The sequence below is a fragment of the Pontibacter saemangeumensis genome, assembly GCF_039541895.1.
Lineage (GTDB): Bacteria > Bacteroidota > Bacteroidia > Cytophagales > Hymenobacteraceae > Pontibacter > Pontibacter saemangeumensis.
Map to the genome: position 1 here is coordinate 146,154 of NZ_BAABHC010000006.1, position 21,550 is coordinate 167,703.

12 protein-coding genes are annotated in these 21,550 nt (G+C 50.6%); 6 read left to right on the forward strand and 6 right to left on the reverse strand.

All coding sequences use genetic code 11. The annotated features are described in order from the left end of the window. Positions 1–193: 193 nt before the first annotated feature. Both ABD920_RS08685 and ABD920_RS08690 read right to left on the reverse strand, forming a co-directional pair. Positions 194–469, reverse strand: a complete 276-nt coding sequence (locus ABD920_RS08685) for a hypothetical protein (RefSeq protein WP_345158341.1) — start codon at positions 467–469, stop codon at positions 194–196. A gap of 274 nt (positions 470–743) precedes the next feature. Further along, positions 744–1,907: a sensor histidine kinase gene (locus ABD920_RS08690; protein WP_345158342.1), complete on the reverse strand. Its 1,164-nt coding sequence runs from the start codon at positions 1,905–1,907 to the stop codon at positions 744–746. Between the two features lie 587 nt (positions 1,908–2,494). On the opposite strand from ABD920_RS08690, the gene ABD920_RS08695 reads away from it, so the two are divergent. Together ABD920_RS08695 and ABD920_RS08700 are read left to right on the forward strand one after the other, a co-directional pair. After that, positions 2,495–5,440, forward strand: coding sequence for a malectin domain-containing carbohydrate-binding protein (locus ABD920_RS08695; RefSeq protein ID WP_345158343.1), 2,946 nt, complete (start codon positions 2,495–2,497; stop codon positions 5,438–5,440). 636 nt (positions 5,441–6,076) lie between these two features. After that, positions 6,077–7,024, forward strand: a complete 948-nt coding sequence (locus tag ABD920_RS08700) for a sugar phosphate isomerase/epimerase family protein (RefSeq protein WP_345158344.1) — start codon at positions 6,077–6,079, stop codon at positions 7,022–7,024. Positions 7,025–7,218: 194 nt separating this feature from the next. Here ABD920_RS08700 and ABD920_RS08705 read toward each other — a convergent pair whose 3' ends face one another. Next, positions 7,219–10,698 carry an SBBP repeat-containing protein gene (locus ABD920_RS08705; protein WP_345158346.1) on the reverse strand — a complete coding sequence of 1,160 codons (3,480 nt, stop codon included), beginning with the start codon at positions 10,696–10,698 and terminating at the stop codon, positions 7,219–7,221. 553 nt (positions 10,699–11,251) lie between these two features. Between ABD920_RS08705 and ABD920_RS08710 the strand changes: the two genes are divergently transcribed. The 3 genes from ABD920_RS08710 to ABD920_RS08720 all read left to right on the forward strand — a co-directional run bounded on the left by ABD920_RS08710 (position 11,252) and on the right by ABD920_RS08720 (position 15,107). Further along, entirely contained in the window at positions 11,252–11,389 is a 138-nt protein-coding gene (locus ABD920_RS08710) for a hypothetical protein (protein WP_345158347.1), read from the forward strand. A 677-nt stretch (positions 11,390–12,066) separates the two neighbouring features. Then, the gene (locus ABD920_RS08715) at positions 12,067–12,459 is read left to right on the forward strand and encodes a group I truncated hemoglobin (protein WP_345158348.1); all 393 of its coding nucleotides are present in this window, start codon (positions 12,067–12,069) and stop codon (positions 12,457–12,459) included. Positions 12,460–12,974: 515 nt separating this feature from the next. Beyond that, positions 12,975–15,107, forward strand: coding sequence for a PAS domain-containing protein (locus ABD920_RS08720; RefSeq protein ID WP_345158349.1), 2,133 nt, complete (start codon positions 12,975–12,977; stop codon positions 15,105–15,107). 567 nt (positions 15,108–15,674) lie between these two features. Here ABD920_RS08720 and ABD920_RS08725 read toward each other — a convergent pair. After that, positions 15,675–16,022, reverse strand: a complete 348-nt coding sequence (locus ABD920_RS08725; RefSeq protein WP_345158350.1) for a hypothetical protein — start codon at positions 16,020–16,022, stop codon at positions 15,675–15,677. 937 nt (positions 16,023–16,959) lie between these two features. On the opposite strand from ABD920_RS08725, the gene ABD920_RS08730 reads away from it, so the two are divergent. Further along, the gene (locus ABD920_RS08730) at positions 16,960–17,166 is read left to right on the forward strand and encodes a hypothetical protein (protein ID WP_345158352.1); all 207 of its coding nucleotides are present in this window, start codon (positions 16,960–16,962) and stop codon (positions 17,164–17,166) included. Between the two features lie 76 nt (positions 17,167–17,242). Here the strand turns inward: ABD920_RS08730 and ABD920_RS08735 are convergent, their stop codons facing one another. Together ABD920_RS08735 and ABD920_RS08740 are read right to left on the reverse strand one after the other, a co-directional pair. Beyond that, positions 17,243–20,113, reverse strand: coding sequence for a DUF5060 domain-containing protein (locus ABD920_RS08735; RefSeq protein WP_345158354.1), 2,871 nt, complete (start codon positions 20,111–20,113; stop codon positions 17,243–17,245). 466 nt (positions 20,114–20,579) lie between these two features. After that, positions 20,580–20,978, reverse strand: coding sequence for a hypothetical protein (locus ABD920_RS08740; protein WP_345158355.1), 399 nt, complete (start codon positions 20,976–20,978; stop codon positions 20,580–20,582). Between the last annotated feature and the right edge of the window lie 572 nt (positions 20,979–21,550).

Here is a 21,550-nt window from a genome sequence, read left to right on the forward strand (position 1 = left end):
TGAAAAAGATTGACTGCGCAATAGGGTCAACTCATGGTGGGTGCGGAGCATTGAGAAGAAAATGCATGGTGGCACAGGGCTATTTCCCGGTTTGGCTTATCCCTTTCAGAGCGAATAAGAACAAACACAGGAAGCTACAGGGATGGCCTTAGACGGGGGTGAGGAGTCTAAGGCACACTTCCTTGCTATGATTTCAGAAATCCGGGTGCGAACCCATCACGGAGAGAATTTTGGAATGGTTGCCTGCGGCGCCGGGAAATTCGGGGATGAATTTTGATGACCGCTTGTTTTGCTCCTCATTCGCGTAAGGTGCAGCAGCTTGCGCCAGGTTATAAAAAGCTGAGGAATTTTCTGCAATACAGGCCTGGTGAAGGCGGCGTACAGCACTTTCGGCAGGAGCCAAGGAGATGGCGTTGAAGCAGGGAAAGCTTGTTTCGCAGGAGATAGAGCAGCACAGCGATACAGTCAAGGTATTGGGAAACTATCCTCTGCGTGCTGAAAATAGCCAGACCTTAAACCGGGGCAAGGATGGAGTGCACCGGGATAACAGAAGTACCGGTAGATGTACAGCGGGATATGTGGTACCACAGCCAGCCAGCACAGTAGAGAAAACATGTAAAGGCTAACGCTATTTATTTTCTGAAACGAAGTGCTTCTGTATGGCGCTAAATAACGGGGGTATATGGGGCTTGTCTTGTGCTGCAGTTACAACCTTCCTGGCTGGGGAGCTTTGCCCACCTGCTTTAGAAGACCTCCGTCACTTTGGGTTTCAGGTATACGATAAATTCTGATCCTTCGCCAACAGTGCTGTGGACAATGATCTCCCCGCCTGCGTTTTCGATTATTTTCTTTACCAGGTACAGCCCGATTCCAGTGCCTTCCTTGTCTTTTTCAAAGCGGGTGAAGGGCGTGAAGATCAGGTCTTTTTTGTCCTCGCTGATGCCCAGGCCGTTGTCTTTTACTGAAACCTGTACAAACCCATTCTCCTTCACGGTTCTGATCTGTATTTCGGGGGTTCTGTCCGGCGACTTGTATTTGATGGCATTGCTTAGCAGGTTGTAGAGGATACTTCGCAGGTTCTTCCTTGAAAATTCGATGGAGGGCTCTTCTACAGCGTACCGGATAGAGGCTTTACTTTCGATGATGTTATCCTTGATCGTCATTTCCACTTGCCTGAGGATACTTTCGAAGTGCACCGTCTCGACCGTTTCCTTGTAGTTGCCCTCAATTTTAGCGATTTCGGCCAACTCTTCAATGATACCTCGCATAGACTTCACGGATTTATCAAGCATCGCTGCCACCGTTCTTTGTTCCGTGTTATCTGCTGCGCAATTTTCCAAGAGTTTCCCGGATACCTGGTTCAAATGCTGCACCAACCCTTCAATGTTGGCGAGTGGCGCTTTCAGGTCATGGGACACCGAGTATATGAATGTTTCATGAGAGGCATTCAGCTTCTCCAGGTCGCGCAGCACTTTCATCCGGTCTGTGATGTCGACAAAAGTGATGATGACGCCATTCGTCCTGTTTCCCCGTTTGATTAGGTACGGAATAATGTTCATCTGGAACCAGCGCAGATCCGTTGTCTGTATCTCCTTTTCGAAAATCTCCCCGGATTTGATTACTTCGCTGATGTTTTCGATGATCGTGGAGTACCGGATATTGTCGATCAGTTCTTCCATCGGTCTTCCGATATGGCAGCCCGCAAGGTTAAACTGCTTCATGGCCGGGGGAGTAAACTTGCGCAGGATCAGATCAGCATCTACAAAGAGCTGCGGAATAATGGTATTCCGGAAATAGTTCTCCAGTTCATCATTCAGCTCAATCAGTTCTTTTAATTTCCGACTTTCCTTCTTGCCAGTTCGAGGTTCAATCATGTTCGCAGCGGGGTCAGGTGTTGTAATGTTCATGTATATGGTTAATGCCTGCGATTGCTTCTTTTAAAATCAGTATAAAAGGTGGTGCCATCCGGCTTTGCACGTAATTTACTGATTTATAATTTAGCAATCTTTGAGGGGCAATGCGCTGAAAAGGAAAAAGGCTGCCTGCTATGCCCCAGACAGCCTCATTGAAATAATATTTAAGTAGTGCTCTTCCAAGGCTGCTGTTTCTGCCGCACTCAGCACTACTTTTTCTAATCACTTTCCCATTTTACCTCTTCTCTTCACGATGAAGCTTAAAGGCTCCATTAGTCTTATAAACTTAATTGGAGGAACATCATGCTGCAGTTGTATTATTATAGCTGTTTTGGAAGTGTTGGGGGCATAAGTAGCATCTTGTTGATATATATTATTTTATATGATTTTATTATATAATACAACTACAAATGAGATCTGTCGTAATTTAATTCAGGTTATATAGTAATGCTTTATATATCAAAGCATTACCTCTTAAAAGCCTGTCATAGATGAGGAAACCATGCTACTTCCATCCCATGAGAACGATATGGATTCGTTCCGGGAGCGTGTTAGTTATAGCAGTAAGTTTAGTCACTGCTATGTTCTTTGAAAGCCTTGCACAAACAGTAGCGCCCCCCTCATCACTTCCAAACATAAGATACCATTTAACAGCAAGACCCTGGCATCCTCTAAATATCCCAAGGTCTGCTTATCTCGAAAAAGTGGAGGGAGTTGTGCGGGAAGTAGCTAAGTTTCAGAACCAGCGCGGGGCTATAATAGACCCATACCGTCGTAGCGAGGTGCAGTACACCACGCCTTATTTCGCCTATGCGGTAGGGACGCTGATCTCTGCAGGGCGCGGCGAAGACTTACTGGATGCAGGGATTGCGGCCATGAACAGTGCCACTGGCAAAGTAGCCAAAGGATCAGCCGGTATTCCGGACAATCATGGAGAGTTTTTTCTAGCCCCCCTGGCTGCGGCTATCCCACTTTACAGCAACCACGTGCCAGAAAAAGTGCTGGAAATTTGGAAGGCACGCCTGCAGAAGTCCGTTAAACTTGTACTTAGAGGCTATACCCACAACTGGAGAACCTACGCTATGAAGGGCGAATGGTACCGGGCAATGAACGGTTATGTGGATAAAGCCACGGCTGTTGAATGGCTCGAGGAAAGCTGGATGAGTTCTCAGAAATCCCGGTTTACTAACAACCCATGGAATTTTTACCACGATCAATCCAGCGATCCTGATACATGGCCTTACGAGTCAGCGGCGCGTGGTAATTTAGTGGCAATGATTGCAGACGGGTATGATGGCGCCTCAAGGAAGGAAATATGGTCAATTCTAAAAAAAGGGACTCGAGCAAGCCTTCTACTGCAGGATCCATCGGGTCAGGGCGTAGCGGGAGGACGCAGTGGCAACCACACCTGGAATGATATTGTGTTGGCCAACGGTTATGAAACAATGGCAGAAATTGCCCATAAGGCAGGCGATACCCGCCAGGCTGGCCAGTACCGCCGGGCCGCTGCCCTGGGCTTCAAGAGCGTGCAGCGGTGGAGAAGGTCAGACGGCACCTACTCTGTTACCAAAAATCATTTTGACCCTTCTGACAGGGTTGGGTTTGCCACATATAGTTATTTTACCAACTACAATGGCTACATGATGTACCATATGTCAGAAAACTATAATCGCCATGTTTCACAAATACAGGAACAACCTGCCCCTAATGAAATAGGGGGGTATACGCTTGTGAGTGGCGGAAACCTGGCTACAGCCGTCGCAAATGCAGGCGGAATGCACATGCAGGCAAACCTACGTGGGGCCACAAAACCGGCATATAGTAAATACTGGACCACGTTGGGAGTAGTGCGCTTCGGAAGAACAGGCTGGGACTCCCGCCTGGGGCCTTCGGATGGGGTAAGGGAAACTAAATATGGGTTAGGGGTGTCATTTGCGCCTACTTTTTTAGAAGGCGATACCTGGGTGAGGTTAGCAAGTCTACCGGACCGCTATGAAGCCATCTTTACAACTCAGTTCAAACACCCTTTGCTGGTGCGTTGCCGCATTGAATACAAGCCAAAGGTCGGCCAAGAGGGGCCCATTTTTACAAATGATTTTGTGATCACTCCAGATGGCATCCTTTCAACACTGACTACCAGTTCTGTGACAACAGAATATGGCGTTACTTGGCCAGTTTTAACATTTGATGGCGCCTCCAATTTTAGCAACAGTTTAACTTCACACATCGCAAGCATATCCATTCCGGGTGAAGCCGATCAGCAGAACTTTATCTCCTTACATCCCACGCCAGAAATCACGGCCAATGATGCAGTCAGGAGAGGGGCCTATGGAGACCTTCTACCAGTAAGAATGGTATCAGGAGCCTCTACCAACGCTACTTTTATATATCCGCGCAGCCCGGGAGACCCCACCGCTGAGGCTGTAAGGAAAAGCTATGTTAGTTCTACGGACGGCTTTTCTACACTAGTAGGAAGTGTGGCGGGAAACACTTACATAGGCAGAACGTCGGCCGGAGGAGAAGGAAAGGCGATTGATTTGAACGGGGACAGCTTCCCGGATGCGATCTTTAGCGCAAACTGCGGTTTTGTGCTGCAGCTAAGAAACGGCTCAGTATTCAGGGCAGAGGCAAACATGGCTGTAACTGCCTTTATACAGGGCCAGACTGTACAACTTGAGCCCTATACGCCTGTAAATATTTATCCAAATGCTCCGCTCAACACCCGTGTCAATGTTGGTGGCCCCGCCTTCACTGATAGTCAATCGCGCACCTGGATCGCAGACGCTTATTTTTCCGGTGGCGTTGCTTCTTCCAAGGTATTCGATGTAGCGGGCACTGCCGATGACAGTCTTTACCTGCGATACAGATACGACACCCCAAAGGCGCCTCTCCAGTACGCAATTCCAGTACGTGATGTGGGGCATTACAGGGTGAGGCTGCACTTCGTAGAGCCTTATTTCGGAATGGCTGAAAAGATGGAACTGACTAAAGTAGGAGCCAGGGTGTTCCATGTAGATATGGAGGGAGAGCAAGTGCTCAGCAACTTCGACCTATTCAGTGAAGTAGGGGCGGGGAAAGCCGTGGTAAAGGAATTCGGGAAAATAGCGGTCAATGACGGGACACTCCACATCAGCTTTAATTCTGTTATAAACAACGCGATCATATCAGCCATAGAAGTAGATAAAGTTTCAGAAACAACTCCCCTAACAGAAATGGATTCAACTGCACGTTCTATAAAAACCATTGAAGCACATAAAGGGAATGGTCTGGAACTGAAAGTCTACCCGAATCCAGTTGTGGCGAATAAAATTTATGTTGAAGTAAAAAGTCTTAGCAGAAACGAAGCTGTAACAGTTACACTGCAGGATGCAGTTGGCCGTGTCCTAAAAGAAGTGTTGATAGTAACTGGTGCGCAAGACACTCCAAAAGCGGAAGTTGAGATAAAACATCACATGAGCCGGGGCATATATTTAATAAAAGCAAGTGGGGCGTCGGGTAATAGGCAGTCAAAGCTAATAGTTAAGTAGGTTTTTTTGTCCTCAGCATTATCAACCATTTCCAATAAGATAAAGCCAGTGATCAGAAAACCAATTCGTTGCAATCTTCCAAGGTCTTCTGACAACCAGCCTCAAGCAAGTCTAATATAATGTCTTTTATAACGGAACAATATTTTGATGCCGCCTCCGTATGAAAGATCCTACTCCGTTCCGAAGCGTCAGATATATCAAATAGGTAGACCAAACAAGGGGATTAGATGGGGCATTTTGATCAACTTTCATCAGAAACAATCTCAGTGCTTCAAGCAGAGGGTGAAGGAGGACTCTCGCAGGCAAGGCACCCAAACTTAACTACTTCTGCGTCGCAACGATTTATTTCTACGGGTAAACAGAACGGGAAATGAAAATCTAAATGGAATTCAGTTGCTGGATAAGCGGATAAAATTTATGGTACTGATCAGATAAAAATCCTGCAGAACTAGAGCCGCTACAGCAGCATATTATAATCGATATCATTAATAGTTTATTTTTTAAGTTCCTTTTCTAGCAGCTTAACCTGATTCTATGATCAATCACCCTCTTTCACAGGCACATTTTATCCTGCGATATATAGAAAAAGAGTTAAATTAAGGCGTCTGATTATTCCTTACCTACTCTTTTTATGCCATGACTAATTTATATACAAGCCGCCGCAACACCCTAAAGGCTTTGGGAGCATCCATCGGAGTGGCCTTGCTGCCAGGAGAAGTTGGTGCGATGCCAGCTGCGAAGCCTGCTCCCAAGCCTAACTTTATATACTGCCTGAATCTGAGCACGATCAAGGGCCATAAACTGGGATTCGTGAAAGAACTGGAAGTAGCCTCCAAGGCCGGTTTCCGATCCGTCGAGATATGGATGGATTCCCTGCAGGCTTTTCTGGATGGCGGCGGTAAGCTGGCAGAGGCGCGGAGGCTCCTGGATGGATTAGGCTTGAAAGTTGAGAATGCCATTGGCTTTGCCCAGTGGATCGTGGACGACGACGCTGCCCGCAGAAAGGGTGTGGAGCAGCTGAAGCGCGAAATGGAGATGCTGTCAGAAATAGGCTGCCGCCGTACGGCCGCACCGCCCAGCGGCGCAACCCAAAACCCGGGCCTTGACCTGAAGCGGGCTGCCGAGCGCTACCGCGCTATCTTGGAGTTAGGCGAGCAAACTGGCGTAACTCCACAACTGGAGATGTGGGGGTTTTCCCAAAACCTGAGCCGCCTGAGCGAAGTCCTCTATGTGGCGGTGGAAAGCGGCCATCCGTCCGCCCGGCTGCTGCTCGATGTCTATCACCTTTACCGGGGCGGTTCCGGCCTGGACAGCCTGCCGCTGGTGGGCAAAGCGGCGATAGAGGTATTTCACGTGAATGACTATCCTGCCAACACGCCTTCTGCAACCATCACCGATGCAGACCGGGTTTTCACCGGGGACGGGGTTGCTCCGCTCCAGCGCATTTTGCAAACCATCCAGAACCCTGAGCGGCCCGTGGTGCTCTCCCTGGAGGTTTTTAACAAAGGCTATTATGCGCAGGATGCCCTTACAGTGGCTCAGAACGGGTTAGCCAAAATGAAATCCGCCACCCGGAACCTTTAATCTCGAGAGCAAATAGGTAGATGCCTGTCCTTCAATTAAAGGTTGCTATGCACACGACAGACCCAACTGTGAATATTGGCATGCCATACGCGGCGCGGCAGGCGCGCAACTTGGGAGTGTGAGTCACCTCCACATCGTTTAGGCTATGTGGAGATGATCTTTTATTTAGAACATGGTTGCAGTATAAAAGGCACCTATCTCTCCACGACCAGTTTTGCTGTCTGCACCTTTTCTCCAGTGGTGAGGCGGGCCAGGTAGAGACCCCTGCCCATATCTTCCACTGAAAACTCTTGCTCGTAGCGTCTGCCAGCCTCTGCGGATCCTGAGGCTATATGCCTTACGAGTGCCCCCTTCGTGTCATATATCTCCAGGGCATACTCGCTGGCACTCTCCAACGAGAAGCTCACGGTGGCCCTGTCGGAAACTGCGGTGGGGTAGACCCGCAGGCCCTGCGCCGTCGGCTCCGCTGCGGCGGTGGCCAGCAGGTCGCTGACGCTGCGGAGGCCCCCTCGGTGGATGACGATCGAGCCCTTGTCGATCTGCTGGCAGGCTGGGGCGTTGTCCTCGAGGCTGGCGGAAGCGCAGCCCAGCTGGCTGTCGTAGGCTACCGCCCCCGGGCTGCCGTCCCCGTTCATCACCCATATCCTGAGGAGCAGCCTATCTTCCTCCCGCAGCCCTTCCAACTGCCCGTCTATGGCCGACAGGAGGTAGGCGAAGCGGCGGGGATCGGTCACAAGCCCACCCGAGCCCCGGCGGGTGAGGGTGCCGGAACCGGTGAAGTAGGCCCGCTCGCCAGCGATAACCAGCGATCCCTCCTCCACGGAGGTGGTGCGGAAGGCCTGGCCGCTCTCGAGCACCAGCAGCAGCGCGCCCTGCACCGGGTCACCCGCGCTGCCGCCGGGCCTGCTCTCCTTATACCTGGCAACGAAGGCCCAGTAGGCGCGGCCTTTCTGCTGCATGAGCTCGTAGTCCGTATTGACAGGAGAATCGCTCCAGCCCCCGCCGGTGACGAAGCCGGCATGAGTGTCATAAACATAGACGTACTTGGTGGAGGTGGTGGCGGGGCAGCCCGCGCCGGCGGAATAAGAGACGCTCACCTTGTACACATCAGGGGCATCGGGCCAGTCCACCAAGATGGCCGGGGTGCCCTGGCCGGAGAAGGCTGAGTAAGGGGAGCCGTCGGGGGGGGTGATCTGCCAGACAAAGGTGGTGGCCCCCGGGACTTCAACAGAGTAGCTGGCGCCGGCAAGGCCGGAGGAGACGGTAGTATAGCCGGTGATGGCGGCCTCCGCTATGTCCGGGCACTGGTACAGCTGGCTGTACTTGATGGTGATGAAGTCATAGCCTGTCTCAGCACCACCGTTACGATAGCCCGTGATGATGAGGTTTCCCTGGCTGTCAATGGCCATGTCCACGGCCTCGTCTTCTTCGCTGCCTGTGCTGTTGTAGCCCTCCACCCAGGTCTGCCCACCCGTGGCCGCGTCATAGCGCACTGTGCCGATGTATTTACGATCGTCAAGCGTTTCGTAAGAAGTCCCGGTGACGTAGACGCCCCCCTTGTTATCGGTGGCGATGGCCCTGGGCTCGTTCCTGCCTCCGGTGAGGCCGCTGGCTTTATTCACCCAGGCCTGCTCACCGGTGGCGGCCTGGTAGCGGAGGGTGACGTAGCTGGATAACAAGTATTCATCGGGTTCCGGGTATTCATATTCGTAATGGAGACGCCCAGTGACGTAAACGCCGCCCTGGTCGTCGACGGCGATGGCCCTGGCGTATTCTGTGCTGTAGAGGAGGAATGGGAACTCTCCTTTGCCATCTTCATAAGCCTCGTTATAACGCTTGGCCCAGGTTTCATCACCGGTGGCGGCCTCGTAGCGGACGGTGGCGAAATCGGAGCCGTTTTCACCGTAGCTTGAGCCGGTGACGTAGACGCCGCCCCGGTTGTCGACGGCGATGGCTGCAGCGTTGTCAGAGCTGCCGCCGTCGTAGCGGCTGGCCCATGTCTGCTGGCCGGTGGTGGCCTCGAAGCGGACGGTGGCATAATCGTTGTTGCTGGTTCCGGTGACGTATATACCCCGGGTGCTGTCGACGGCAATGGCTGAGGCGGTCACATCTTCATGAAGTGTGGCCCATGTCTGCTCCCCCGTAACAGCATCGTAGCGGGCAGTGGATAGACCAGTCACATACACACCTCCGGTGTTGTCCACAGCGATGGCGGCGCCTCCTGCCTGCACCCAGGTCTGCTCTCCTGTGGCGGCGTCATAGCGGACAGTGGCCGATCCGGTAACATAGACGCCACCACTACTGTCAACGGCAATGGCCGTGGCATTTGAGTTAGCCTCGAACTGCGCTGCCCAGACCTGCTGGCCGGCGTGATCGTACTTGACAGTTGCTATTCTTTGCTGGTCTGAAGCCTGGCTGGTTCCCGTGACGTAACTGTTGCCTGCCGCGTCCACGGCTACAGCTACGGACTTGTCATCTGTGCCTATTTTAGCTATACCATTGAACCGCATTACCCATGCCTCCTCTCCCGTAGTGGCGATATAGCGGAGGGTGACATAATCACCAAAAGTGCCGCTGTTGCTGATGCTTGAACCCGTTACATACACGCCGCCGGTGTTGTCAACCGCAATAGCGGAGGCCCAGTCTTCACTATAATCTCCTTCTTCGGAGTCATAGCGACTGACCCATGTCTGCTGGCCTGTCGCGGCTTCGTAACGGATTGTGGCAATGTCGGCATAAGCGCCGCCGATGCCGATGCTGGTGCCGGTGACATAAACGCCCCCATTATTGTCTACCGTAATGGAAGCAACCCCTTCTTCGCTGGTTTCAGGGCCATCATACCGACTAAACCAATCTAATTGGCCTGTGGCAGCCGCGTAGCGGACGGTAACAACGTCTGTGGCGCCGTCAATACCACTCGTGTTGCCGGTTACATAGACCCCACCAGCATTGTCCACGGCAATCGCTTTCACATCATCATAGCCGTCAATAGATCCGTTATCCCGTTGTACCCAGATTTGTTGGCCTGTAGCGGCTTCGTAGCGGATAGTGGCAAAGTCGGCGGTGGTGCTTTCACCGAAGCTTAGACCCGTGACGTAAACATTGCCGGAGTTGTCAGTAGCGATGGCTCTTGCCCAATCAAAATTACTGCCTTCCCCTTCGTATCTGCTGACCCAGGCCTGCTGGCCCGTGGCTGCATCGTAGCGCACGGTGGCAAAGTCGGAGGTGCCGTCGCTTCTGTTGCTTGTACCCGTCACAACAACCCCACCCTCGTTGTCAATCGCAATGGCTGCGGCTGCATCGCCGCTGTTATCCTGCCCGTTGTATCGCTGTACCCACACCTGTTGGCCAGTGGCAGCATCGTACCGGATGGTAGCGTAATCCTCACTCGTACTGCTGCTGCTGACAAATCCGGTAACGAAGACGCCCCCGGCACCGTCCACAGCGATAGCTGTGGCTTGGGCAAAGCTGATGTCAGGGGCGTTAAACGGCCGGGACCAAATCTCTTCACCCGTTGCGCCGTCGTATCGGACCGTGAGGTAACCACCCGGGATGCTGCCTGTGATGTATATACCGCCGTTATTGTCTACTGCGATAGCTTTTGCGCTTGAGTTTTCTAAAGACTGCACCGCCCAAAGTTGCTGGCCGGAGGGAGCGTATTTGACAGTCGTCATTCTTGCTGAACCGGTACCTGTTACATAGCTGTTACCCGCAGCGTCCACAGCAACCGCCACTGCCCTTTCGTCTGTATTTAATGTGGGGCCTTGACTGTTGTACAGACTCACCCATTCTTGATAGGGTTGCTGTGCCAAGGCACCTGTCATGCAGCAGAGGCAGGAAATTAAAAGTTGTAAGAGACGTTTCATAGGTCTACGGTTAAATTATGCGCTTTCTTTAATTCGGACTGTTTCTCTCGCAGTATATGCAAGCTTAGGAATAATGGGCAGGGCGTTTCAAAGATGCTGGTAGGATGGGTAGAGGATATAGCTTATTTATTTTACGCAATTATTTATATTATATTTATAAATTATTTAATAAAATCATTAAAAATTAGTGTGGTTTTGCAGGAGCTGTGTCAAGCAACAGAAACTGATAGGGAACTTAGGAGATAACAGCATACTAAAATTAATATTCAAAGCTTTATGCAATACCTGCAAGTTATCTGCTACCATCACCGATGCGGACCGGGTTTTCACCGGGGACGGGGTTGCTCCGCTCCAGCGCATTTTGCAAACCATCCAGAACCCTGAGCGGCCAGTGGTGCTCTCCCTGGAGGTTTTTAACAAAGACTATTATGCACAGGATGCCCTTAAAGTGGCGCAGAACGGGTTATCCAAAATGAAATCCGCCACCCGGAACCTTTGAAAGTAGACTGAGTAAGGATGTTTTATGACAGTGAGCCATACCATATAAATTTAATTAAAAACTCCTGTAAGGGGGTTTGATGACCAGCGGCCCGGAGATGTGAGAGCTTTGAACTGGCCTGACAGTGCGCAAATTCACGACTTCCAGGCAACTGGGCCAACGATACCGCTGTCCCCTGCATCCTGCGCACGAGGCTGTTCTACAGCACCCACCCCTCCAGTAAAGGAAAGCTTCAGACAGCTTAAATGCAAAGCGCATGAACCCACTGACATGGGTATAACCACCTTGTTTCTTGGAAGGTATCGGCCAAATAGAAACGCATCTTCTGCGTATTCTCAAGCACGCAGGAAGATCCTTTGATGAGCCAGAAGACGATCATATGGAGAGCACATAGGGCCTGCAGCCAGAACCATTCATAAAAGCTCAAAGGTGATTTTTTCAATTTCTGCGACATTCCCTCCTCGGTTTTTCTCAGAATTTAAAGAACTTAAATTTTCTTTCATGGTAAAAATTAAATAGGTAAAGTGCTAAATTTAAACTTGGTAAGCATATAACCGTGAGGCACTTGCAGCATTATAGAAGGATGCCCCACCTTCTATTGATCTCTTATTCTCCAGTTAATGAAGGTCTGACGGTGCAGAACCTGCATAAGTTATCTTTAATTTAATTTTTAAGCCATGAACGAAACAACCACGCAGAAGCTAACTCTCTACGAGAGGCTGGGAAAGAAAGAAGGGATTACCGCACTGGTAGATGATATAGTCGAGGCGCACATGAAAAACCCCATTGTAAAACCTCGTTTTCAACCCTACCGGGAGCAGGCGGATAACCTCAAACAGATCAAGGAGCATACGGTCGACTTTTTTTGTGCGGGCACCGGAGGCCTGGAACAGTATACTGGAAGGGACATGCTGGCGGCACACAAAGGAATGAATATCAGCGAGCAGGAATTTATAGCAGTGCTGGATGACATACTGCATGTATTGGATCAGCACGGCGTAGATGAGGAGTCAAGGAAGGACGTGCTGGCCATTGCCTATTCCCTCAAAGATAATATCATCCGGGTTTAGCGCAGCTAATGCTTCTTCCAAAGCAGAGACGCTGCCTCCTATATGGCAATAGCAAGCCTTGGTCTGGCGTGCAGGAGTCTTTTAAATTATAGAGGGAGAGCTACGGCTTTTATTGTTTTTAAATGGTCCTCCAGGAGTAGGGTAGTACTTCTCTCCTAAACAAACGGTGGCCAAGTGGAGAACCCCGTTTCAGGCCTTGGCCTTCTTGCGCCATGTCCCCGCCTATCCTGGAAATAGGTTTCTTTTATACATCAGGTACGGTAGCCAATTCCCCGCAGCGCCTACTATACTCTCGTCAGCTTATTACGCAATCTCATTTTCCCGCCCCGCGTATTGCCTGCCTTTCAGTTTTTAAAATGCAGCAGCTTCGCCTATATATAAACAGGAGCGGCAGCCTTTTCACCATTTAGAAAGTGGCAAAAGAAGCTACTGCATACCGGTAGAGGGGCATGTGACTTATCGCGCCTGATTACGTAAATAAATAGAAGATCCCGTTCTGTTTATGATAAGAAGCCATGACTGATGTGCGGCTGCCTGATAACCTGACGGCCGTGAAGCCTTTGATAAAGAAAAGGCTCATATCGCTTTCAAGAGTAGCCAGTGTGCTGGTCATTGTATCAGGTTTGCTCGTGCTGTCAGGGTGGCTCCTGGAGATAGAAAGGCTTAAACGGGTGGGAGCAGACTATGTGGCCATGAACCCGCTGACTGCCATCTGCTTCATCTTGTCCGGCATCAGCCTGTGGCTACTGAAGAATCCCTCCAAATCCGACTTAAGGGTAGCGAATACCATCAGCCTGATCGTGCTCTTCGTCTGCACGCTCAAGTTCGTTTCCGTGATTATTTTGTGGGATTTTCCACTTGACCGCCTGTTGTTCCCCCTTCAACTCCGGGAAGAAAGCCACGGCCTGTACAACCGGATGGCACCCAATACGGCTTTTTGCTTTATGCTGGCTTCTCTTGCCGCCCTGCTGATCGATGTGGAGACCTCACGGAAACAAAGACCGGCGCAGTACTTGAGCATCATCATCACTTTAGTGGCGCTGCTTTCGCTGTACGGCTATATATATGGGGTAAGTTACCTGATCGGCGTTGCCGCCTATATCCCCATGGCTTTGCATACAGCCCTGGTTTTCCTTGTTCTGGCAATGGGCCTGCTGTTCGCCCGCCCCGACAAGGGAATCATGCTGCTGGTGTTCTGCGAAGACACCGGCGAGAAGCTGTTTTCACGGCTGATGGCCCTAGGGCTCCCGCTGTTGGTCGGCTGGCTGAAGCTGCAGGGAGAATATGCCGGTTATTATTCGGAGGAATTCGGTACTGCCGTTTTTGCGCTGCTGACCTATGCTGTCTCCATGTTCCTGCTGGGCCGCAATGCCGTGGAACGGCACCGTGCCAGGAAGGAAAGATACAGGGCAGACCTGATCTTCCGGGAGAATGCCCAGAAGCTCCAGTCCATCCTCGACAACACGGCCACCCCCATCTATATAAAGGACACAAGCGGATCTTTTGAACTGGTGAACGCGGAGTTTGAGCGTATCTTCCATGTTACAGCAGAAGAGGTCAGGGGTAAGTCTGACATGGAAATTTTTCCCGATGAGATTGCCGCAACCATCGAGGAACATGACCGCGAGGTACTGAAACTGGGAGAAACCAAATCCATGGAAGAAGTATTTCAGCTTGACCCGGCAGAGCGGACTTACCTCACGGTGAAGTTCCCTTTGCGAGACACGGAAGGGCAGATTAATGCGCTGTGCAGCATTGCAACCGATATAACGGAGCGGAAGAAGGCCGAAAAGCAGCTGCTGGAGAGTGAGCAAAAGCTCAAGGCTATCCTGGCCAGCCTCGGCGAGGGCGTTGTGGTGTCGGATGCCAGCGGCAGGTTTACCTACTTTAATGACATTGCGGAGGAAATTCTTGGGCTCGGCATGACAGATACCCCCCTTTCGGACTGGTCGGCCCGCTACGGTTCCTTCAGACCGGACGGGGTGACGCTTTACCCGCCGGAAGAACTGCCCCTGGCCAGAGGCCTGAAAGGGGAAGAAACAAACGAAGTGGAGCTATATGTCAGGAACGACAAGATCCCGGAGGGGAGGTCCATCAAAGTAACCGGAAGGCCTATTCTTGATGACCAAAAAAATATCATAGGCAGTGTGGTGGTGTGCCGGGACATCACGCACGAGAAGGCCTTGGAGGCCCTGATCCGGGAAAACGAGGAAAGGCTGAAGACGGTGATTGCCAGTATCGGCGAGGGCATCGTGGTGGCTGATAATCAGGGGAAATTCATCCTGTTCAATAAAAACGCGGAGGAAATCTTAGGATTAGGGGCAGCGGAGATCAGCATGAGCGAATGGTCGTCCAGGTACGGGGTGTTCCGGTTGGACGGTAAAACGCCGTTCCCTCCGCATGAACTCCCTCTTGCCAAAGCGCTGAAGGGCGAGGCTTCCGATGACGTGGAGATGCTGATCCGGAACAGCAGGTTTCCGAAGGGCAGGTTTATCAGCGTTACGGGGCGGCCCGTTTCTGATGAAAAAGGGAATATCACAGCTGGAGTGGTGGACTTCAGGGACGTGACGGAAGTGAAAAGACTGGAAAAAATGTTGAGAGAACTCAGGGAGAGGTATAAAAAAGTGCTTCAACGATATAAAAGCTGAGAGTTGCCAGCACCAAATCCATCTATAAGGCGGGAAGGCGCTCAGTCAACAAGCCTCATGTTCATATATCACTTTGAGTCGCGGTTTCCTTACTTTCTTAAAACATGACCTGCCTCTCCCGGGATGTGCAGGGGTGAGCTTTAGTTATCCAAATAATTCACAACATATGTCGCAACCTGGGTTATATAAACGGATGAACTAAGGTCCGGGCAGGACTGAAAAAAGTGAACGCTGGGATATAAGGGACAGTCTTATAAAACAGAAAGGGGCACGTAACGTGTCCCTTTCCTTAAAGCTAATCCAAATGTTCCGGATTTAGCTTCTGTTTATATATACGGCCATTCAAAAGCAATGTTACTCTGTCATATATAGTTTTTTAGCTTAAATATCCCTTGTGGTGCTTTTAACTTAAGCGGCGGAGCGCTGCGCCGGCTGAAACAGTGCGTTAAGCTGATGCAGGGAAACGGGCAAACATTTAAAACATTACAGGAGGCAGATACAAAGGTCTGCGCTGGGGCTATTACTGCCGCCACAGGTGCCTTAACGGGTGTGTGAACGGTGCTTGCCTTAGCCGCCAGCCAGCAGCCAGTCCTCTGCGCTTTGCGCGTCGTGGAAGGTTTTCATCCGGATACTGCCCTCAAATACATCGATGGATTTTCTGCACAGTTCCTCTGCAACCGTCTGCAGGAAGACGTCCCAGGTTATGACCACAGCGATCCTCCGAAGCTTTGTCTGGGCGAGCAGCGGGAAGAACTCCTCCAGGATCCACTTTTGGTCACTGGCGTCAGGAGAGTAGTAACTGGATACGTGGTAGAGCAGGCGGACAATCATTTTCTGGCTCACTTGCTCACACAGTTGCAGCATGCCTTCTCGATAGCTGTTGCTGTCGTCGCCCATCAGCCAATGGCTTCTCATGAGATGCGATTCAGGCGCTATGCTGTAGGAAAGGTAAGATTGAGTTGCCTGTTCTTTCATAACCAGAAGATTTTATATATACTATCACAATTGCAGGTCAAAAAGGCACGTCCCCGTACGGGGGAGAGGTGGAGGATGCGGACATCTGCAAGGCACCAAAGGCATTACATGGCCAGTAGCTGGTCACCCCATCACGTCGTCAGTTAGCTCCATGAGGTAAGAACTGGCGATTTCCTGTTACTCCTGAAGAGGCATGGCCATTTTCTCGGGCAGTGGAGGCAGCGCAGTTAACAGTTCGTAATGCGCATAGCAATCTAACCGACTCCTGTGGTCCTGCTAAAGATAAAATAACGCAGAACCCCTTCCAACTGATGCCCGGCTATTACTGGTTTTCTATCAAGTATAAACACGTAATTTTTTCGGGTAGGTTTATATATAACTCAAGCCGCGCTATATAAATCTTCTCTACATCTGCTGACTGAAAACCCGCCCCCAATAAGGAATAAAAATTCTCTTCTGCGAAATTCACCTACAGGGGTCGCGGCCCCTTTTCAGCGCAGGGGCGGGGCATGATTAGATATGGCAAGTGTATCGCAACATGGGCTATCTAATGGAAAGCCTAGGGAAAATCTAAACAGCATGTGAACTGATAAGACGTTCAGGGGAACAGCAATATACATCACCTAAAGTCTAAACTAAATATTTTGCTGTTTAATATTATAAATTATATTCGAATAATAATCTTTATTTAAGCTCAAAACGTATATTCTCCATAGACCAATTCATGACTCTCCTTTAAACAGGATGATTTCCTGTTTATCCCTGGGCTTTCGATCGTGCTTTCATCATATTAGAGCAGAGCCCACAGATTCTTTTTTCTTAGGATAATCAAGCGCATCGGTTTTTCTATTATGGGATTCAATAAAACATGATAATTATGAACAGCACAGAAAACAGCACGGAGATGTGCGCACATTGCGATGTGCCAACGGAGCTGCACGGCGCTGCCTGCGGTTGGGAAAATGCCAGTTGGATCATGTACCCTATTAACCAGCAACAGAACAAGTGGAGCCGGAAGTGGATCAAGGCGCACCCCGGCTCCTATCCGCGGTTCCGCAACAGGAATATGCCCCAGAACCCCTAGCCACTATTTGAGACAGCGTACGCGCCCTATGAATAAGGGGACCTGCCGGACGCAAAGCCTGGTGTATGGATGAATTTTACATTTTTACAACTCGTCGGGTAGTCTGGTTTTCCCCATACTTCACCTTTAGCAGGTATACCCCGGGTTTAACTGCACTTAAATCAAAGTCATCTGAGAATACCTTTACAGGCGCAACGGTAACCGCATGAACTGTGCGGCCAGTTATATCCAGTATAGCGATTTCCAATGGCATTTCGGCTGGTAAGTGCACCGTTACGCTTACGTGATCTCTTGCCGGATTGGGAAACGTTAAGACAATGGGCGATGAGCTCCCGGCTAAACGGGTGTTTTGCATCACAGAGGAGGTAAGTTCTGCGGCACCTGCTGTGTTTGTTACCAGGCATACCCAGTCTTGTCCGTCATTTGCGGGCGGGTTTCCGATGGATTGATTACCTGCGCCTGTTATTTGCTGAATGCTCCCGTTTTGCAAGTACCCGCCCTCGCGCGGGTTATACCATTTCACCTGGTAGGAGCTGCTGGTGGTGCCTAAAGTCAGGGCGGTGGTGCCGCCCGCTGGTAGGTAGATGGCATATACTTTTCCTGGCAAGGCAAAACAATAGTCGCTGGTGCTGGAAGTTAAACCATTGTTGTTTTTCATCTGGTGGAAAGGAAGGTACTGGTGAAAAAAAGCAAGGGCATAGCGCGTTAAGTCCCACATATGGTCACGGGAGCGCCAGTCCTGCGCTGTTCGATCGCCATTGGGGTAATTATACCCGAAGTACCATTCCACACCGCCACCCCCAGCCATCAGGTTGCCCCACAAGGCTGACTTGCGCACGGCATTGTGGGCGTAATCATAGGCATCTGGTAAAACCCCATCACCCGGAGGGCCGATTTCATCCAGGTTAACAACCCACTTCCGGCCACTCGAGGCGGACTGCTCGACCCAACTCAACGTCTCCTTGTGGACATCGGCCACATTGGCAACCTGGAGGGATGCGCCGTCCAGGGTTGCATACCCAAGCAGCGGAGTAAAAACAGTGGATTTTTGCCCGGGATAGGTATGCACGTTCAGGAAGCTGTCATAGGGGTCGAGGCTTTTGATATAATTTGCAAATTCTTTGCGCTGGGCATCCGTGTTGGTGTTTTCTTCTCCCAGGTTCCAGTTTATGGCCAGGTGGTGGCCAAACCGTGCGATCAGCTCCCTGTAATATAGCTTCCGCTGCACGCCTAAGGCTCCGCCATCCAGCAGCTGGTCGTTTTCCTGTTCCTGTGTCACCACGTGCAGCATCAGGCCAAGCTTGTCCATCTGGGTAAAAACCACCTCCCACTGGTCAAGTTTGGAGACATCAAACCGGTATCGCTCCGTATGGGAAGTCCAGGGCCACACGTCTTTTCCATCCCCGTTCACGTTCATGGTCAGGAAATAGACTGCGTTCATTCCTTTGGAGGCAAGGTAGTTTACAGCTCCGATAATACCCTTCCCTTTCCCGCTTTTCCAGGTGGGGTCACCGCTCTTCCAATCGCCCACATGGGGGGTATACGTTTTGATATAATTGGCACTGCCGGAACTGTAGGTGCCATCAAAGTCCTGGTAAGCCAGGAAGTTTTCCGGGCTGTCCGCACCTCCTTTCAGAAAATACTCCCCCGTCTGGGCAAAACGGAGATAGTGCGCCCCTACGTACTGCAGCCGGCCTTTAGCCCTGAAGTCCCTGCCTGTTTTATCGCTGGGCCCGACACTGAAACTCCCGGTAGCACCGTCAAAAGCCACTGGGCTGCCGGCCGTCAGGCTGCTGCTTACCGCGATGTTCGTACCGGTCCGAAAAGAGGCTTTGTAAGACCAGGTTCCTTCCTCATCCGGTGTAAACAGCACCTGCCATTTATTTCCGGCGGTGGCGCCCGATTCCTTTGCATTACCGTCGGCGGCGAAATAACCGGGTACCACCAGTTGCCGGCTGCCTTTGCTAAAGGTCACGTTCAAGCGGTAATTCAGAAAAGGGTTTGTCGTTGCCGTTTCGGAGGTTGCCGGCCCGGTAAAGGTGACGGCAATTTTATGCCACTTCTTTAGCTCGCCAGTAACGACGCTTTGGGACGAGTTGTTTACGACGGCGAAACTTATGCTCAAGGCCGTTCCCGCCGTGCCACCCGCCCTGGACGCGGAATATGGAGTTGCCTTCAAGGTATAGCTGCCCACCGTTGGCACCCAGGATCCGTTGTCGCCCATCAGGTCGTAAGGATTAATGTTTTCAGTCGCGGATTTGCTCTGCGCACCGCTCAGCGTAAACACCACGCTGCCGACTGTACTCGGGCTCGTGTTGGCACGGATGTTCAGGTATGTGGCCGGGAGAGTGGCCAGGTTCAGCGTTGCTCCGTTGCTGAGCGTCATGATCGCCGTTTTAGTTGCGGCATCAAACAAAGTGAAACTTACCACCTGTTGTGTGCTTGCCTGGTTAACGACGGTGAAGCTTACGCTCAGCGTAGTTCCGGCTGTGCCGCCTGCCCGGGACGCGGAGTAGGGCGTCGCCTTCAGGGTGTAGCTGCCTACAGCAGGCGTCCAGGGCTTAAAGTCGCCGTTTGTGTCGCCGAACAGGGCGTAAGGCAGAATGTTTTCTGTCTGGTTGTGGCTTTGTGTGCCACTCAGGACAAACACCACACTCCCGATTGTAGCAGGAGACGTGTTTGCCCGCACAGAGAGATTTTTGGTAGGCAAAGCAGCTAAATTGATGGTGGCGCCACTGGTGAGCGTCTGGATAGGCTGGTCTGTATCGGCATTGATCAAGGTGAAGCTGACTATTTCTTCACCAGCCAATCCCGTGGCTTTATTATCGGCAGAAAGGCCGCTGGCCAGCGAGGCACCGGAAAGCAGGCAAGAGATTATGCCTGCCAGTAGTATATATGTTCGCTTGAATAAGATTAAGCCTTCCGTAGTAGTAGCTTTTGACTCCATGTGCAATAGGTTCATGTTTTTGAGAAGATGTGGATATTCCTGCATGTAGAAAGCATGCTTTGCAGGGAAAAACCAGTAGGCAGAGCTACAAGTACGGGGGGAGGCAATCGCTAAAGAAAAGTAAAGAAGTCTGGCAGAAATCATTGCCTGTGCCAACAAATGAATGTTTCGTTACTTTATTCAGGGATACACTGTGTCTGATGCGTACGGAAAATGATTTCGTTAAAGTCTTAATTATGAATGATCTTGCAGTAAGAACCGAGCGGTGATGCCAAGGGGAAAAGCTGACTTTTGGCGTCGTAGCGGATGCGCGTAGGGTGGGATGCGGCAACGATTTTCTGTGTTGCTTTCTACGGTATGCGGAAAGAAAAGTGGCGTTGCGACTGAAAGGATTTGTTAGGTTTGGCTGTACTATGCCGTGAAGGCCCTGGCTTGCATTTTAGCAATGCAGCAGATGCCTTGAAAGTTAAAAATTCTCCTCTACCCAGAGCTTCCGGGCAACCCCAATGCCCAGCAAGTTTCCATTGCCGCCGCCTCTGAGCAAGATCGCCACATTTTGCCCCTGTCGCAGTTCGCTCAGGCTGATGGATTGCCCGTCGATGCCGATGATCTGCGTGATTGGCTCCACGAGCACATAGGCCCGGTTGTAGCGGGAGTTTTGCGAAGGGAAGCCTTCCACTTCCAGCATCACCTGCCCCTGGTCATATTGGCTCCTGATGATGCTTCCTCTGATATCCACCCGTTGGGGCGCCAGGGTGTTACTTTCTGTAGTGGCTGTATTGGCGGAAGTGCTGGCCTGGCAACCCGTCAGGCACAGGCTGGCCAGGAAGCAAAAGGCGAGCAAGCCTTGGTATATATATTTCATTCCCATTCGTTTATCTTTTGCGTCTGTCTTTTTTATAACGATGTAAAGCCGATGGGGGATATAGTTGCTTGCCTACTTAAGGGGGCAGGGCGTGTGGGTTGCTGGGAGGGAGCCAGATAATGTTAGAACAAGAAGAAGATTAACCAGAAAATTAAGTGTAAAGCTAAAATTGTTCACCCTTTTTGCATATATGTGTTATTCTAACTGCAGACTTATCTTTGCAGGAAATGCGGAGGAGTAAAAGACGAGTTCAGTTATGGAGAGCAACCAACTGAGGAGCAATTACAATGGAAGGAAAAAGTCTATTGGAAGTCATAGACTTTTTCCTTTACTGTCCCTGCTGTGAAGAGTACTCCGAATTATTTAAAACTGAAGAATCTTGAAAAAGAATTAGTTAGTACCAGTTCTTCGTTTTGATATTAATCTGTATATATTGAGTTTTTTTATATGAGGATTTTCTATAGCTTTAAGATATGATTTTTATTATTTAAGAGGCTGTTTTGATTTCATTTAGATAATTTCTCAAGCATGATATGTATCATGGTAATCTGAATCATGGTCTCAGCTGATTT